Genomic DNA, 14,145 nt, shown 5'->3' on the forward strand with positions numbered 1-14,145 from the left:
GCTCGCACACCTCGAAGCCGCCGGGTCACAACGCACCCGGCGGCTTCCGCATGTCCGCCGCCGGGTGACACCATCGACCCCTGGGTCGCACTCCACGCCGAACGCACCGAACAGGCCGATTTCGTCCACGCTCCGCTCTTGCGATAATCGAACAAGGAGCCGCGGAATGAGGGAATGCTCGGACGTCCTAGCACTGGCCACGGGCAGTACAGGCGTGAGCGCGGCCCGTCACACACAACCGGTGAAGGACAACCACTCATGACGACGCCCACGATCGAGCTCAAGCCCTCCGCCAGCCCGCTCTCCTCCGCGGAGCGCGACGCGATCCTGACCGACCCGGGGTTCGGCCGCCACTTCACCGACCACATGGTGACGATCAAGTGGACCGAGGGCCGCGGCTGGCACGACGGCCAGCTCGTGCCGTACGCGCCGCTCTCCCTCGATCCGGCCACCATGGTCCTGCACTACGCGCAGGAGATCTTCGAGGGCCTCAAGGCGTACCGCCAGCCCGACGGGACCGTCGCCACCTTCCGCCCCGAGAAGAACGCCCTCCGCTTCCAGCGCTCGGCCCGCCGGCTCGGCATGCCCGAGCTGCCGGTCGAGACGTTCATCGAGGCCTGCGACGCGCTGGTGAAGCAGGACCAGGCGTGGGTGCCCGCGCACGGCGGCGAGGAGTCCCTGTACCTGCGGCCGTTCATGTTCGCGACCGAGGTCGGGCTGGGCGTCCGGCCCGCCGGCGAGTACCTGTTCATCGTCATCGCCTCCCCGGCCGGCGCCTACTTCCCGGGCGGTGTCAAGCCGGTGTCGATCTGGGTCTCCGAGGACCACGTCCGCGCGGTGCCCGGCGGCATGGGCGACGCCAAGACCGGCGGCAACTACGCCGCCTCCCTGCTGGCCCAGGCCGAGGCGGCGGCCGAGGGCTGCGCCCAGGTCTGCTACCTCGACGCGGTCGAGCGCAAGTGGGTCGAGGAACTCGGCGGCATGAACCTGTACTTCGTGTACGGCGACCGGATCGTCACCCCGTCCCTCACCGGCTCCATCCTGGAGGGCGTCACCCGTGACTCCCTGCTCCAGGTCGCCCGTGACCTCGGCTACACGGCCGAGGAGGGCCGTGTCTCCGTCGACCAGTGGCAGCGCGACGCGGAGAACGGCACCCTCACCGAGGTCTTCGCCTGCGGCACCGCGGCGGTCATCACCCCGGTCGGCACCGTCAAGCGCACCGGCGCCGAGTGGCAGCAGGGCGGCGGCGAGCCCGGCGAGGTCACGATGAGGCTGCGCCAGGCTCTCCTCGACATCCAGCGCGGCACGGCCGACGACAAGCACGGCTGGATGCACCCGCTCGGTTAATCCGTAGGCACCTTCACGGCCGCCGTGGACGCACTGTCCACGGCGGCCGTGGTGTCCGCGAGCACCTCGGAGCGCGGTGTCAGCAGCAGATACGCCGCGCCGCCGACCAGCCCCGACAGCAGGAAGCTGCAGTCCACCCCGCCGGTCAGGCCCAGCAGGGGCCCCTCGTACGACGGCAGGGCGACCGCCAGGACGCCCACCACCGCGCCGAGCGCCCAGGACAGTGTGGCCCGTATGTTCCAGCCGGCCCGGTACCAGTAGATCCCGCCCCGCGCCCGACGGTTGAACACCTGGAGCGCCTCCGCGTCGTACACGCCCCCGCAGCGGACGAAGCCGATGAGGGTGATGACCGCCCACGGCGTGCCGATCGCCGTCAGCAGCAGCACGAACGACGTCATCGCGTCCTGGGTGCTGGAGGCGTAGTGCCCGGCGAAGACGCACACGGTGGCGACGACGGCGACCGCGTACGTGGCCGTCGCGCGGGAGGCGCGCGGCAGGATCGCGTCCAGGTCCAGGCCCATCGAGTAGAGCATCAGGCCCGCGTTGCCGACCGATCCGGCCGAGGCGGCGAGCAGCAGCGGCAGCAGGTACCAGGTGGGGGAGGCGTCGACCAGCGGCCCCGCGTAGTCGAGCGCCGCGCGGGCCGCGTACGCCGTGAAGGTGCCGAACAGCTGCGGGACCAGCAGGCCCAGGATCAGACCGAGCCAGGTCGCGTGCAGCACCCGGCGCGCGGAGTGGCGGACCGGTGAGATGTAGCGGGTGTAGTCGCCGAGCAGGGTGATGAAGGCGATCGGCCCGGACAGTCCGGCCGCGACCGCCGACAGCAGCCAGGTCGGCCAGAAGCCGCCCAGCAGATAGCCGCCGGCCTCGGGGAGCGCGTCGGTCGTGAAGTGCGGGGCGTAGGCGATCACCCCGAGGACCAGCAGGGCCGTCATGCCGATCGCGAGGACGCGGGACAGCGCGAGCAGCACGCGGTAGCCGTACACCGCGCCCGCGACGGTCGCGGCGGCCAGCAGCGCGTAGACCACGCCGTACGCGACGTCGTTCGCCGGCATGCCGGTCAGGCGGCCCAGTACGCCGACCATCACGTCGCCGCCGATCCACACGGTGAGCGCGGAGTACCCGAGCGCCAGCAGCAGGCCGACGACCGAGCCGACGAGGCGTCCGCGCACGCCGAACTGGGCGCCGGAGGACGTCGACAGGTTGGTCGCCGTGCGCAGCGAGACCAGGGCCAGCGGGGCGGTGAGGACCGTGCCGGCCAGGGTGCCGAGCACGATCGAGCTGACGGAGGCCCACCAACCGAGACCGAACGACGGCGGCAGCCAGCCGAAGACGATCACCCCCAGACAGAGGTTCGATCCGAGCAGGATCGACACGAGGTCCTTCGGCCCACTGGTGCGTTCCTCCTCGGGGATGGTGTCGACCCCGCGCTGTTCCCTCGGCATGGCTGATCTCCCTCGATTAGAGTGCCGTTCAATCTGAGGTGCGACCGTCCCTGTCGTCAACCCTTGGAATGATGGATTCTGATGTTTAGAGTGATGTTCTAACTTTTGGCGGGCAAGGAGGAGGCCGCGGTATGAGACTGACGCCCACGGAACGTGACCGGCTGCTGCTCTTCGGTGCCGCGGAGCTGGCGCGGGCCCGCCGCGCGCGCGGGCTGCGGCTCAACGTCCCCGAGGCGACGGCGCTCATCGCGGACACGGTGTGCGAGGCCGCCCGCGACGGCCTCCGGCTCGCCGAGGCGATCGAGCGGGCCCGCTCCGTGCTCGGCCCGGACGACGTCCTGCCCGGTGTCGCGGACGTCGTCACCGAGGTGCACGTCGAGGCCGTCTTCGACGACGGCTCCCGGCTCGCGGTCGTCTCCGACCCGATCGGCGGGGGCCTGGGCGAGCACGCCCCGGGCGCCCTGCTGCCCGGCCCCGAGCACGCCGAACCCGAACCGGCCCTGCGGCTGACGGTCACCAACACCGCCGCGGTGCCGGTCTCCGTCACCTCCCACTTCCACTTCTTCGAGGCCAACCCGCGCCTCGACTTCCCCCGGGCCCGGGCGTACGGGATGCGGCTCGCCGTGCCCGCCGGGTCCTCCGTCCGGTTCGGGCCGGGAGAGAGCGCCGAGGTCGGGCTCGTCCCCATCGGCGGCGACCGCGTCGCCATCGGCTTCGCGGGCCTGGTCGACGGGCCGCTGGACGCGCCCGGCGCCCGCGAGGAGGCCCTGCGCCGGGCCGCCGCCTGCGGCTACCTGGGCACCGACGAGAAGGAGGCCGGCCGATGAGCCGTCCCGGAGGGCACCCCGCCGAGGCCCGCCGCCTCACCCCGCACGAGTACGCGGCCACCCACGGCCCCCGCGCCGGCGACCGCGTCCGGCTCGGCGACTCCGGGCTGACCGTCCGCGTCGAGTCCGACTCCCAGCGCCCGGGCGACGAGTTCCTCGCCGGGTTCGGCAAGACCGCCCGGGACGGGCTGCATCTGAAGGCCGCGTCCGTCCGCGAGACCTGCGACGTCGTCATCAGCAACGTCGTGGTCGTCGACGCGGTCCTCGGCGTCCGCAAGGTGTCCATCGGCATCCGGCAGGGGCGGATCAGCGCCATCGGACGGGCCGGGAACCCGGACACCCTCGACGGGGTCGACGTCGTCGTCGGCACGGGCACCTCGATCGTCTCCGGCGAGGGCCTGATCGCCACCGCCGGCGCCGTCGACACCCATGTCCATCTGCTGTCCCCGCGCGTGATGGAGGCGTCGCTCGCCTCCGGTGTCACCACGATCATCGGCCAGGAGTTCGGGCCGGTCTGGGGCGTCGGCGTCAACTCGCCCTGGGCGCTGCGGCACGCGTTCGGCGCCTTCGACGCCTGGCCGGTCAACATCGGCTTCCTCGCGCGGGGTTCGTCCTCCCACGAGGCACCCCTGATCGAGGCCCTCGCCGAGGGCGGCGCCTCCGGATTCAAGGTGCACGAGGACATGGGCGCCCACACCCGCGCGCTGGACACCGCGCTGCGCGTCGCCGAGGAGCACGACGTCCAGGTCGCCCTGCACAGCGACGGCCTGAACGAATGCCTGTCCGTCGAGGACACCCTGAGGGTGCTGGAGGGCCGCACCATCCACGCCTTCCACATCGAGGGCTGCGGCGGTGGGCACGTCCCGAACGTCCTGAAGATGGCCGGCGTCCCGAACGTCATCGGCTCCTCCACCAACCCCACGCTGCCCTTCGGCCGGGACGCCGTCGCCGAGCACTACGGCATGATCGTCTCCGTCCACGACCTCAAGACCGACCTGCCCGGCGACGCCGCCATGGCCCGCGACCGGATCCGCGCCGGGACCATGGGCGCCGAGGACGTCCTGCACGACCTGGGCGCCATCGGCATCACCTCGTCCGACGCGCAGGGCATGGGCCGGGCCGGCGAGACCGTCCGGCGCACCCTCGCGATGGCCGGGAAGATGAAGGCGCAGTTCGGTGCGCCCGAGGACCACGACAACGAGCGCGTCCTGCGCTACATCGCCAAGCTGACCATCAACCCGGCCCTCGCGCACGGCCTCGCCCACGAGGTCGGCTCGATCGAGGTCGGCAAGCTCGCCGACATCGTGCTGTGGCGCCCCGAGTTCTTCGGTGCCAAGCCGCAGCTCGTCCTCAAGGCCGGCTTCCCGGCATACGGAGTGACCGGCGACCCCAACGCGGCCACCGACACCTGCGAACCCCTGGTGCTCGGCCCGCAGTTCGGGGCGTACGGCGCCACGCCCGCCGACCTCTCCGTGGCCTTCGTCGCGCGGGCCGCCCTCGACCAGGGCGGCGACTCCATGCCCACCCGCCGCCGAAGGGTCGCCGTGCGCGGCACCCGCGGCATCGGGCCCGCCGATCTGCGGCGCAACTCCCGGGTCGGGGCCGTCGACGTCGACGGGCGCACCGGCCTGGTCACCCTCGACGGCGAACCGCTGCGCTCCGAGCCCGCCGACTCCGTCTCCCTCAACCGCCTGTACTTCCTCTAGTCCTCTACTTCCTCTAGTCCTCTAGTCCTCTAGGACGTGGTGATGACCTTCCGCATGCCCCCCGAGTGGGCCCCGCACGAGCGCACCTGGATGGCCTGGCCGGGTCCCAACCCGACGTTCGCCACCGATGCCGAGCTCGCCGCGGCCCGCACCGCCTGGGCCGAAGTGGCGCGTGCCGTCGCCCGGTTCGAGCCGGTGACCATGGTCCACGGTCCCGGCCAGGCCGCCTCCGCCCGGGAACTGCTCGGCGCCGGCGTCGAGTTGACCGAGAGCGAGCTCGACGACGCGTGGATGCGTGACATCGGCCCCACCTTCGTCCGGGACGAGGACGGCCGACTGGCCGCCGTGGACTGGGTGTTCAACGGCTGGGGCGGCCAGGAGTGGGCCCGCTGGGAGCACGACGCCGGCATCGCCCGCCGGATCGCCGGCCTCACGGGCGTCCCCGTCCACTCCTCGCCGCTGGTCAACGAGGGCGGCGCGATCCACGTCGACGGCGAGGGCACCGTCCTGCTCACCGACACCGTGCAGCTCGGCGCCGGACGCAACCCCGGCTGGACCCGCGAGAAGGTCGAGGCCGAGATCCACGCCCGGCTCGGCACCACCAAGGCGATCTGGCTCCCGCACGGTCTCACGGGCGACTACGGGACGTACGGCACCCAGGGCCACGTCGACATCGTCGCCGCTTTCGCCGGACCCGGCACCGTCGTCGTGCACAGCCAGCGAAACCCCGAGCACCCCGATCACGCCCGCTCCCTGGAGTACCTGGAGATCCTGCGCGGCGCGACCGACGCCCGGGGACGGCGCCTGGAGGTCGTCGAGGTGCCCGCGCCGACCGTGCTCAAGGACGAGGACGGCCACTGGGTCGACTACTCCTACATCAACCACTACGTCTGCAACGGCGGCGTGATCCTGTGCGCTTTCGACGACCCGCACGACGAGGTCGCCGCCGGGATCATGCGCCGCCTCCACCCCGGACGCACGGTGACCCTCGTCGACGCCCGTACGATCTTCGCGGGCGGTGGAGGCATCCACTGCATCACCCAGCAGCAGCCGATGACGTAGGAGTGCATGAGATGGCCGGTGGGCGCAGGCAGGCGCCGCCCCGCGACGAGGTGCTCGCCGCCGCCATGGAGATGATCGCCGAGCGCGGCCTGGAGAAGCTGACCATGGCGGCGCTCGGCCGCGAGGTCGGCATGAGCAGCGGCCACCTCCTCTACTACTTCCGCTCCAAGGACGAACTGCTGCTGCGCACCCTGGAGTGGAGCGAGGGCCGCCTCGGCGCCGAACGCGGCCGGCTGCTCGCCCGGGGCGACTCCGCGCGCGAACGGCTCGACGCCTACGTCGACCTGTACGTCCCCGACGGCCTGGGCGACCCGCACTGGACCCTGTGGCTCGAGGTCTGGAACCGCTCACAGAACGCCGACGACGACGCCCGGGACCGGCAGGCCGCGATCGAGGGCGCCTGGCACCGCGACCTCGTGGCGCTCATCGCGGAGGGCGTGTCGCGCGGGGAGTTCCGGCCGGTCGACCCGGACCGCTTCGCCGCCCGGCTGCGGGCCCTCCTCGACGGCTTCTCCATCCATGTGGCGATCGGCCTGCGCGGCACCGACCGCGCCCGGATCCTGGGCCATGTACGGGAGTTCCTCGACGAGAGCCTGCTCGCGGACGCCTGAGAACGCGTCCAGGTTGTACGCAATTCAGGGGATTGACCCCGTCGTGCGTTGTGCGTTTGGCTCGGGGGAGCCCTCGGCGCGGGGCCGGGGGAGAAGCGTCCACGGGGATTCACAGGGGGACCATCCATGCACCGCACCGCGCGCTTGCGCGCGCTCGTCACCGTCTTGGTTCTGGCCGCCGGAGGGGCGGTACTGACCGGGCCCGGGGCCGGGGCCGCGCCCGGCACTCCGTCCGTCGAGCGGGTCACCGTCTCGGCGACGGGGGAGCAGGGCGACGGTCATGCGTCCGCGCCTGCGCTCAGCGCCGACGGCCGGTTCGCCGCGTTCTCGTCGGACGCCGCCCATCTGGTGCCGGGCGACACGAACGGGGACACCGACGTCTTCGTGCGCGACGCGCGCACCGGAGCCGTCGAACGCGTCAGCGTCGCCTCGGACGGCACCCAGGCCGACCAGGGCTCGTCGCTGCGGGACATCAGCGCCGACGGCCGGTACGTCCTGTTCGGCTCACGCGCCCGCGATCTCGTGCCCTGGGAGACCCCGCCCGCCGACGCCGGGGCTGAGGACGTCTACCTCCACGACCGGCGCACCGGCACCACCGAGCGGATCAGCGTCGCCTTCGACGGCGGCTCCGCGTACTCGGCCGGCGCCCGACTGTCCGCCGACGCGCGGTACGTCTTCTTCAACGCCAAGGCCGACCGGATGGAGGAGGGCGCCCGCGATCTGTTCGGCGCCGTGTACGTCCACGACCGCCGCACCGGCCGCACCGAGCGGGTCAGCAACACCGACCGACCCACCGACGCGGCCCTGCTGCAGGACGTCAGCGCGGACGGCCGTTACGTGCTGTACACCCAGCCCGTCCCGCGCAGCTCCAACGGCGTCACCTGGGTGCACGACCGCCGCACCGGCACCGAGGAGCAGGTCAACGTCAAGGCGGACGGCTCCCCGGCCACGCGCTACGCCATGCCCGCCACGCTCTCCGCGGACGGCCGTACCGTCGCCTTCGAGAACTGGGACGAGGACCTGCTGCCCGGCGGCGGCCCGGACGCCTCCGACCTGTACGTCCGCGATCTGCGCCGCGACGTCACCCGGCGGATCGACGCCGGCCCGGACGGCGAGACCTCGCCGGACCGGCCCGTCGTCAGCGCCGACGGCCGGTACGTCGGCTACGAGGCCACCCCGCGCCTGCCCGACGGCTCGGCCGGCCCGGCCAACGTCTACCTCCGCGACCTGCGCACCGGCGGCACCCGTCTGATCAGCGCGTCCGTCACCGGCGGCCCCGTGACCGACGAGCCGGTGTACGTCACCTCCATCAGCGCCGGGGCCGAGCGCGTCACCCTGGGCAGCGCCTCGGCCCAACTCGTGGCCGGCGACACCAACGCGGCCGTCGACGGGTTCGTACGTCACCGTCGATGATCAGCACAGTGTTCGCATCCTGAGACGGACGGTGAGCACGGGGTGGAGGTGTGCCAGACTTCCCCCGTGCTCTCGTTCGCCATGATTATTGGCAGCAGGCGCGCCGGTCCGCAGTGACCACCACGTACGACCAGGTACGGGTGGACACCGTCGTCCTCGACCCGCGCGCAGACCTCTCGCACCCGCGAGGGGTTTTTCTGTTTCCCGGCCCACCCGCAGCCGGGCGGAGAGCGTGAGGGACCATAGGTGGGGACGGTGGAGCCGGTCATTCCGGTTAGACCGAGATCCAGATCAGGAGCCTTACGACCATGACGCCGACCAACGAGCTCGACGACTCGTTCCACGTCTTCGACACCACCTTGCGCGACGGCGCCCAGCGGGAGGGCATCAACCTCACCGTCGCCGACAAGCTGGCCATCGCCCGTCACCTGGACGACTTCGGCGTGGGATTCATCGAGGGCGGCTGGCCCGGCGCCAACCCGCGGGACACCGAGTTCTTCGCCCGCGCCCAGCAGGAGATCGAGTTCCGGCACGCCCAGCTCGTCGCCTTCGGCGCGACGAGGCGCGCGGGCGGCAAGGCGTGCGAGGACCCGCAGGTCAAGGCGCTGCTGGAGTCCGGCGCCCCCGTGATCACCCTGGTCGCCAAGTCCCATGACCGGCATGTCGAGCTCGCGCTGCGCACCACCCTCGACGAGAACCTGGAGATGGTCCGCGACACCGTCTCCCACCTGGTCGCCGAGGGCCGCCGCGTCTTCGTCGACTGCGAGCACTTCTTCGACGGCTACCGCGCCAACCCCGAGTACGCCAAGGCTGTCGTCCGCACCGCCTCCGAGGCCGGCGCCGACGTCGTCATCCTGTGCGACACCAACGGCGGCATGCTCCCCGCCCAGGTCCAGGCCGTCGTCTCCACCGTCCTCGCCGACACCGGCGCCCGGCTCGGCATCCACGCCCAGGACGACACCGGCTGCGCGGTCGCCAACACGCTCGCCGCCGTCGACGCGGGCGCCACCCACGTCCAGTGCACCGCCAACGGCTACGGCGAGCGGGTCGGCAACGCCAACCTGTTCCCGGTCGTCGCCGCCCTGGAGCTCAAGTACGGCAAGAAGGTCCTCCCCGACGGCCGGCTGCGCGAGATGACCCGCATCTCCCACGCCATCGCCGAGGTCGTCAACCTCACCCCCTCCACGCACCAGCCGTACGTCGGCGTCTCCGCCTTCGCCCACAAGGCCGGACTGCACGCCTCCGCGATCAAGGTCGACCCCGACCTCTACCAGCACATCGACCCCGAGCAGGTCGGCAACACCATGCGGATGCTGGTCTCCGACATGGCCGGACGCGCCTCCGTCGAGCTCAAGGGCAAGGAGCTCGGCATCGACCTCGGCGGCGACCGCGAACTGGTCGGCCGGGTGGTCGAGCGGGTCAAGGAGCGCGAACTCAAGGGCTACACGTACGAAGCGGCCGACGCCTCCTTCGAGCTGCTGCTGCGCGCCGAGGTCGAGGGCAGGCCGCTGAAGTACTTCGACGTCGAGTCCTGGCGCGCGATCGTCGAGGACCGCCCCGACGGCAGCCACGCCAACGAGGCCACCGTCAAGCTCTTCGCCAAGGGCGAGCGGATCGTCGCCACCGCCGAGGGCAACGGCCCGGTCAACGCCCTCGACCGGGCGCTGCGCGTCGCCCTGGAGAAGATCTACCCCCAGCTCGCCGCCCTCGACCTCGTCGACTACAAGGTCCGCATCCTCGAGGGCGTCCACGGCACCCAGTCCACCACCCGCGTCCTGATCTCCACGTCCGACGGAGCGGGCGAGTGGTCCACGGTCGGCGTGGCTGAGAACGTCATCGCCGCGTCCTGGCAGGCGCTGGAGGACGCGTACACCTACGGGCTGCTGCGGGCCGGGGTCGCACCGGCCCAGTAGGGGCGCGCAAGGGCGGTCCCGGGCGCCCGGGACCGCCGCATCGGGTAGCGTCGAAGGCATGAGGACTCCGCGCTTGAGGGGCCTCATGCGCTCGCTGATCGTGCCGGTCGCCGCCACCGCGGCGGTGCTCCTGACCGGTACGCCCGGCGCACATGCGGCCACGGACCTGTCCACGGTGGCCGAGGCGCTCCGCGAGGATCCGGTGTACGTCGATCCCGCCGCCTCGGACCAGCTGTCGTCGTCGGACGCCGAAGCGCTCTCCGACAAGATCAAGGACGCCGGCAAACCGGTCTTCGTGGCCGTCCTGCCGGCCGACCAGCCCGAGCGGAACATCTTCCTGAACCTGCGGACGGAGACCGGCATCACCGGTCTGTACGCGATCCGCAGCGGCGACCGCTTCGGGGCAAGGGCCGACACCGTCGTGCTGCCTTCGCGCGGCGTGCAGAACCTCGTCACGTCGGTCCAGGACGTCGACGACCCCAAGGCTCAGCTGAACGACTTCGTCGACGCGGCGCTGCGCAGCGCCCGGGGCTCGGCCCCCGCCTCCTGGGGCGACGGCGGCGGAGGCGGCGGTGTGGACACCGGTGGCCTCGTCGTCGCCGGGGCGGTGGTCGCGGCGGGCGGCGCGGGCGCCTACGCGCTGGTCCGGCGCAACCGGCGCCGCCACGAGGAGGAACAGCGGGCCGCGCTGGAGAAGCTGCGGGTCGTCGTCGACGAGGACATCACGGCGTTCGGCGAGGAACTGGACCGGCTCGACTTCCACCCGGGCGAACCCGGCGCCGACGACGCGATGCGCGCGGACTACGAGAACGCCCTGGACTCCTACGAAAAAGCCAAGCGGCTGATGGAGGCCGCGCGCAAGCCGGAGGACGTCAAGGCGGTCACCCAGGCCTTGGCGGACGGCCGTTTCTCCCTCGCCCTGCTGGCCGCCCGCCGGGAGGGCCGGCCGCTGCCGGAGCGCCGGCCACCCTGCTTCTTCGACCCGCGGCACGGCACCGCGGTGGCGGACGAGACGTGGACACCGCCCGGCGGCGCGCCGCGCGAGGTGCCGGTGTGCGCGGCGGACCAGGCCCGGCTGGCCGAAGGCCGTGATCCCGCGGTCCGCGAGGTCGAGACCGAGTACGGCAGACGGCCGTACTGGGACGCCGGACCGGCCTACGGCCCCTGGGCGGGCGGCTACTTCGGCGGCGGCATCCTGCCCGGCCTGCTCGTCGGCACCCTGCTCGGCAGCATGATGGCGGGCCCGGCGTACGGGGCCGACTACGGCTCCGGGTACGGGGACTTCGGCGGCTACGAGGGCGGTGACGTCTCGGGCGCGGACTTCGACTCCGGCGACTTCGGCGGTGGCTTCGGCGACGGGGGCTTCGGGGGCGGCGGGGACTTCGGCGGAGGAGGCGGCTTCGACGGCGGAGGCTTCTGAGACGCGGCGGACGGGCCCGGCGCACTGCGGCACCGGACCCGCCCATTCATCGGGTCAGAGGGAGGACGCCGCCGAGGCGATGGCCGAGGCGAAGGTGGAGACCTCGGTGTAGACGCCGGGCGCGTTCGGCCGGGCGCAGCCTATGCCCCAGCTGACGATGCCGACCTGGATCCAGGCGTTGCTCGCGTCGCGCCGGAACATGGGGCCGCCGGAGTCGCCCTGGCAGGTGTCCACGCCGCCGGAGGGCAGGCCGGCGCAGATCTCCTCGTTGGCGACGAGCCCGCTGTAACCGCTGTAGGAACGGCACTGGGCGTCGCTCACGAACGGCACGTTGGCCTTGAGCAGATAGCGCTGCTGGGCCCCGCCCTCACGGTTGGCGCCCCAGCCGGCGACGGTGAACGTGCCGGAGTTGTACTGCGTGGTGGTGGCGATCTTCAGCGTCGGCAGGTTGATCGGCTGCGCGAGCTTGATGAGCGCCCAGTCCTTGCCGGTGCCGTTGTAGCCCGGCGCCCGGTACACGTAGGTGGAGCGGACCTGGACCCGTCCGCTGGAGTTCTGGAGGTCCACGACACCGGCGGTCGCGGTGATGCCGGTGTTGGGGCCGGTCGAGCCGACGCAGTGCGCGGCGGTGAGGACGATCTGCTGGGTGTAGAGCGCGCCGCCACAGCCCATGGAGAGCCGGACCATGAACGGGAACTCGCCCTGTGCGGCACGGGTCCCGCCGACGACACGCTCGGCGGCCTGCGCGGCCGACACGGGCTGGAGACTGACGATCGCGAGAGCGGCGGCGCCGAGGACCACGCATCTCTTGAGCGCGGTGAGGAGCTTCTTCAACGTGATGCCTTCCGTGGGGGGTTCGACATACGAACGCGAGAAGGTGCGATGACCTGCGGTGACGGGGACATGTCAATCAAGAACGTCCGACACGCCCCGTCCTCAACTGCTCGCTGGATTATGAGAACCCTGTGACACCCCCCACAAGAACCCAATTCCAGCCACCGGCCCCCCGGCCGGCGCCGGCCCCCTACTCCAGGAAGAGCCCCGCCAGCCGGGGCAGCCGCCGCGCCATCTCACCGGCATCGTCGAAGTCCCAGGCGGGAGCCGGCGCGGGATACCGGATGGTGCACGCACCTTGGGGAATCCGCTCACCGGTCGCGGCGAGATGCGCGTTCCAGGCGACGCCCAGAATCTCCTCACCCTCGAGAAAACCGCCGTCGGCCGCACACGCCCTGACGACGGGAAGGTCCGCCAAGGCGTCGGGGTCGGCGACCGCACGCTCGAAGACCTCGCGCCCCTGCGCGATCAGCCAGCCCCGGAAGTAGTCGAAGCCGTCGTCGGAACACCCGCCGTTGATCAGATAGGCGGCGGCCCACAGCGGAGTCGTGTACGAGTCCGCCATCAGATCCCACAGCGTCTGCTCGGCGGCGACGATCTCCCCGGCCGGACGCGCGGCCAGCCCCGCACTCACCAGCCCGGCGACGCCCTCCGCGTCATCCGGCCCGGGCGCCTGCGCGCGAGCAACCTCGACGACCTGCCAGAACCGCTCTCTGTCCATGACGCCAGAGCCTGCCACCCGGCACTGACAACGGGTCACGGCGTCGGTCCCGTAGGCAAAAACCAGAGCACCCGCCCACCCGGCGGGAACCGGGGGGCGGGTGTGCTCGGAAAGGGCGACCCGGAGGTCGCGACGATCAGGCGTTCTTGATCGCCGAGATGTCGAAGTTCAGCTTGATCTTGTCGGAGACCAGCACGCCGCCCGTCTCCAGCGCGGCGTTCCAGGTCAGGCCCCACTCGGAGCGCAGGATCTCCGCCTTGCCCTCGAAGCCGACGCGCTCGTTGCCGAAGGGGTCCTTCGCGGCGCCGTTGAACTCCAGGTCGATGGTGATCGGGCGGGTGGTGCCCAGGATGGTGAGGTCGCCGGTGATGCGGTAGTCGTCGCCGCCCAGAACCTCCGCCTTGGTGGAGCGGAACGTCATCGTCGGGAACTCGTCCGTCTTGAAGAAGTCCGCGCTCTTGAGGTGACCGTCGCGGTCCGCCGACCCGGTGTCGATGCTGTCCATCTTGATGTCGAGGGACGCCGTGGACGCGGCCGGGTCCGAGCCGTCCAGGTGCAGGGAGCCGCTGAAGTCGAGGAACTTGCCCTTGACGTTGGTGACCATGGCGTGCCGGGCGACGAAGCCGAGCGTGGAGTGCGCCGGGTCGATCGTGTAGTCGCCGGTCAGCGCGGCCAGCTCGGGCGCGACGGCGGCGGCCGGGGTGGCGGTCGCGGTGGTGGCGGCGGAGTCCTTGCGGTTGAAGATGCCCATGGTGTTCTCCTCGGGGGGTGAAGTTGAATGTTTAACTACCCAACACGCATCACCGTAGACGCATTCCCTTCAACTTTCAACATCATCCGCAAGGT

Annotated in this window: 12 protein-coding genes; 8 read left to right on the forward strand and 4 right to left on the reverse strand. The window is 71.8% G+C overall.

From position 1 onward, the window contains the following. The first annotated feature begins 258 nt into the window (after positions 1-258). Positions 259-1,347 carry a branched-chain amino acid aminotransferase gene (locus KBY32_RS05610; RefSeq protein WP_115507904.1) on the forward strand — a complete coding sequence of 363 codons (1,089 nt, stop codon included), beginning with the start codon at positions 259-261 and terminating at the stop codon, positions 1,345-1,347. On the opposite strand, the gene KBY32_RS05615 is transcribed toward KBY32_RS05610, so the two are convergent. Then, positions 1,344-2,792, reverse strand: a complete 1,449-nt coding sequence (locus KBY32_RS05615; protein WP_210979077.1) for a cytosine permease — start codon at positions 2,790-2,792, stop codon at positions 1,344-1,346. The two genes, KBY32_RS05610 and KBY32_RS05615, sit on opposite strands and share 4 nt — an antisense overlap. Positions 2,793-2,923: 131 nt before the next feature. On the opposite strand from KBY32_RS05615, the gene ureA reads away from it, so the two are divergent. From ureA to KBY32_RS05650, 7 genes are all read left to right on the forward strand, one after another. Beyond that, complete coding sequence (gene ureA / locus KBY32_RS05620; RefSeq protein WP_210979078.1) at positions 2,924-3,619, forward strand: urease subunit gamma; 696 nt, start codon at positions 2,924-2,926, stop codon at positions 3,617-3,619. After that, complete coding sequence (locus KBY32_RS05625; RefSeq protein WP_210979079.1) at positions 3,616-5,325, forward strand: urease subunit alpha; 1,710 nt, start codon at positions 3,616-3,618, stop codon at positions 5,323-5,325. Before ureA ends, KBY32_RS05625 begins: the two co-directional genes overlap by 4 nt. Before the next feature lie 42 nt (positions 5,326-5,367). After that, entirely contained in the window at positions 5,368-6,387 is a 1,020-nt protein-coding gene (locus KBY32_RS05630; protein WP_210979080.1) for an agmatine/peptidylarginine deiminase, read from the forward strand. An 11-nt stretch (positions 6,388-6,398) separates the two neighbouring features. Continuing rightward, the gene (locus tag KBY32_RS05635; protein ID WP_055624299.1) at positions 6,399-6,998 is read left to right on the forward strand and encodes a TetR/AcrR family transcriptional regulator; all 600 of its coding nucleotides are present in this window, start codon (positions 6,399-6,401) and stop codon (positions 6,996-6,998) included. A gap of 126 nt (positions 6,999-7,124) precedes the next feature. After that, positions 7,125-8,411: a PD40 domain-containing protein gene (locus tag KBY32_RS05640; RefSeq protein ID WP_210979081.1), complete on the forward strand. Its 1,287-nt coding sequence runs from the start codon at positions 7,125-7,127 to the stop codon at positions 8,409-8,411. 308 nt (positions 8,412-8,719) lie between these two features. Next, positions 8,720-10,324 carry a citramalate synthase gene (gene cimA / locus KBY32_RS05645; RefSeq protein ID WP_210979082.1) on the forward strand — a complete coding sequence of 535 codons (1,605 nt, stop codon included), beginning with the start codon at positions 8,720-8,722 and terminating at the stop codon, positions 10,322-10,324. Between the two features lie 58 nt (positions 10,325-10,382). Further along, entirely contained in the window at positions 10,383-11,744 is a 1,362-nt protein-coding gene (locus KBY32_RS05650; protein ID WP_210979083.1) for a hypothetical protein, read from the forward strand. A gap of 54 nt (positions 11,745-11,798) precedes the next feature. On the opposite strand, the gene KBY32_RS05655 is transcribed toward KBY32_RS05650, so the two are convergent. The 3 genes from KBY32_RS05655 to KBY32_RS05665 form a co-directional block, all read right to left on the reverse strand. Beyond that, positions 11,799-12,578 carry a trypsin-like serine protease gene (locus KBY32_RS05655; protein ID WP_055624295.1) on the reverse strand — a complete coding sequence of 260 codons (780 nt, stop codon included), beginning with the start codon at positions 12,576-12,578 and terminating at the stop codon, positions 11,799-11,801. Between the two features lie 190 nt (positions 12,579-12,768). Further along, complete coding sequence (locus KBY32_RS05660; protein ID WP_210979084.1) at positions 12,769-13,299, reverse strand: DUF4240 domain-containing protein; 531 nt, start codon at positions 13,297-13,299, stop codon at positions 12,769-12,771. A 136-nt stretch (positions 13,300-13,435) separates the two neighbouring features. Next, positions 13,436-14,050 (reverse strand): YceI family protein, encoded by a 615-nt coding sequence (locus tag KBY32_RS05665; protein WP_210979085.1) that lies wholly within the window; start codon positions 14,048-14,050, stop codon positions 13,436-13,438. Positions 14,051-14,145 lie beyond the last annotated feature (95 nt).

Source organism: Streptomyces sp. RK62, assembly GCF_018070255.1.
In the GTDB taxonomy this organism is placed as follows: domain Bacteria; phylum Actinomycetota; class Actinomycetes; order Streptomycetales; family Streptomycetaceae; genus Streptomyces; species Streptomyces nigra.

Bases quoted from the DNA above. Each gene is read 5' to 3' on its own strand.
- KBY32_RS05630 (WP_210979080.1), top strand. From the start codon at position 5,368: ATGACCTTCCGCATGCCCCCCGAGTGGGCCCCGCACGAGCGCACCTGG.
- cimA (WP_210979082.1), top strand. From the start codon at position 8,720: ATGACGCCGACCAACGAGCTCGACGACTCGTTCCACGTCTTCGACACC.
- KBY32_RS05610 (WP_115507904.1), top strand. From the start codon at position 259: ATGACGACGCCCACGATCGAGCTCAAGCCCTCCGCCAGCCCGCTCTCC.
- KBY32_RS05650 (WP_210979083.1), top strand. From the start codon at position 10,383: ATGAGGACTCCGCGCTTGAGGGGCCTCATGCGCTCGCTGATCGTGCCG.
- KBY32_RS05635 (WP_055624299.1), top strand. From the start codon at position 6,399: ATGGCCGGTGGGCGCAGGCAGGCGCCGCCCCGCGACGAGGTGCTCGCC.
- KBY32_RS05615 (WP_210979077.1), bottom strand. From the start codon at position 2,792: ATGCCGAGGGAACAGCGCGGGGTCGACACCATCCCCGAGGAGGAACGC.
- KBY32_RS05660 (WP_210979084.1), bottom strand. From the start codon at position 13,299: ATGGACAGAGAGCGGTTCTGGCAGGTCGTCGAGGTTGCTCGCGCGCAG.
- ureA (WP_210979078.1), top strand. From the start codon at position 2,924: ATGAGACTGACGCCCACGGAACGTGACCGGCTGCTGCTCTTCGGTGCC.
- KBY32_RS05665 (WP_210979085.1), bottom strand. From the start codon at position 14,050: ATGGGCATCTTCAACCGCAAGGACTCCGCCGCCACCACCGCGACCGCC.
- KBY32_RS05625 (WP_210979079.1), top strand. From the start codon at position 3,616: ATGAGCCGTCCCGGAGGGCACCCCGCCGAGGCCCGCCGCCTCACCCCG.
- KBY32_RS05640 (WP_210979081.1), top strand. From the start codon at position 7,125: ATGCACCGCACCGCGCGCTTGCGCGCGCTCGTCACCGTCTTGGTTCTG.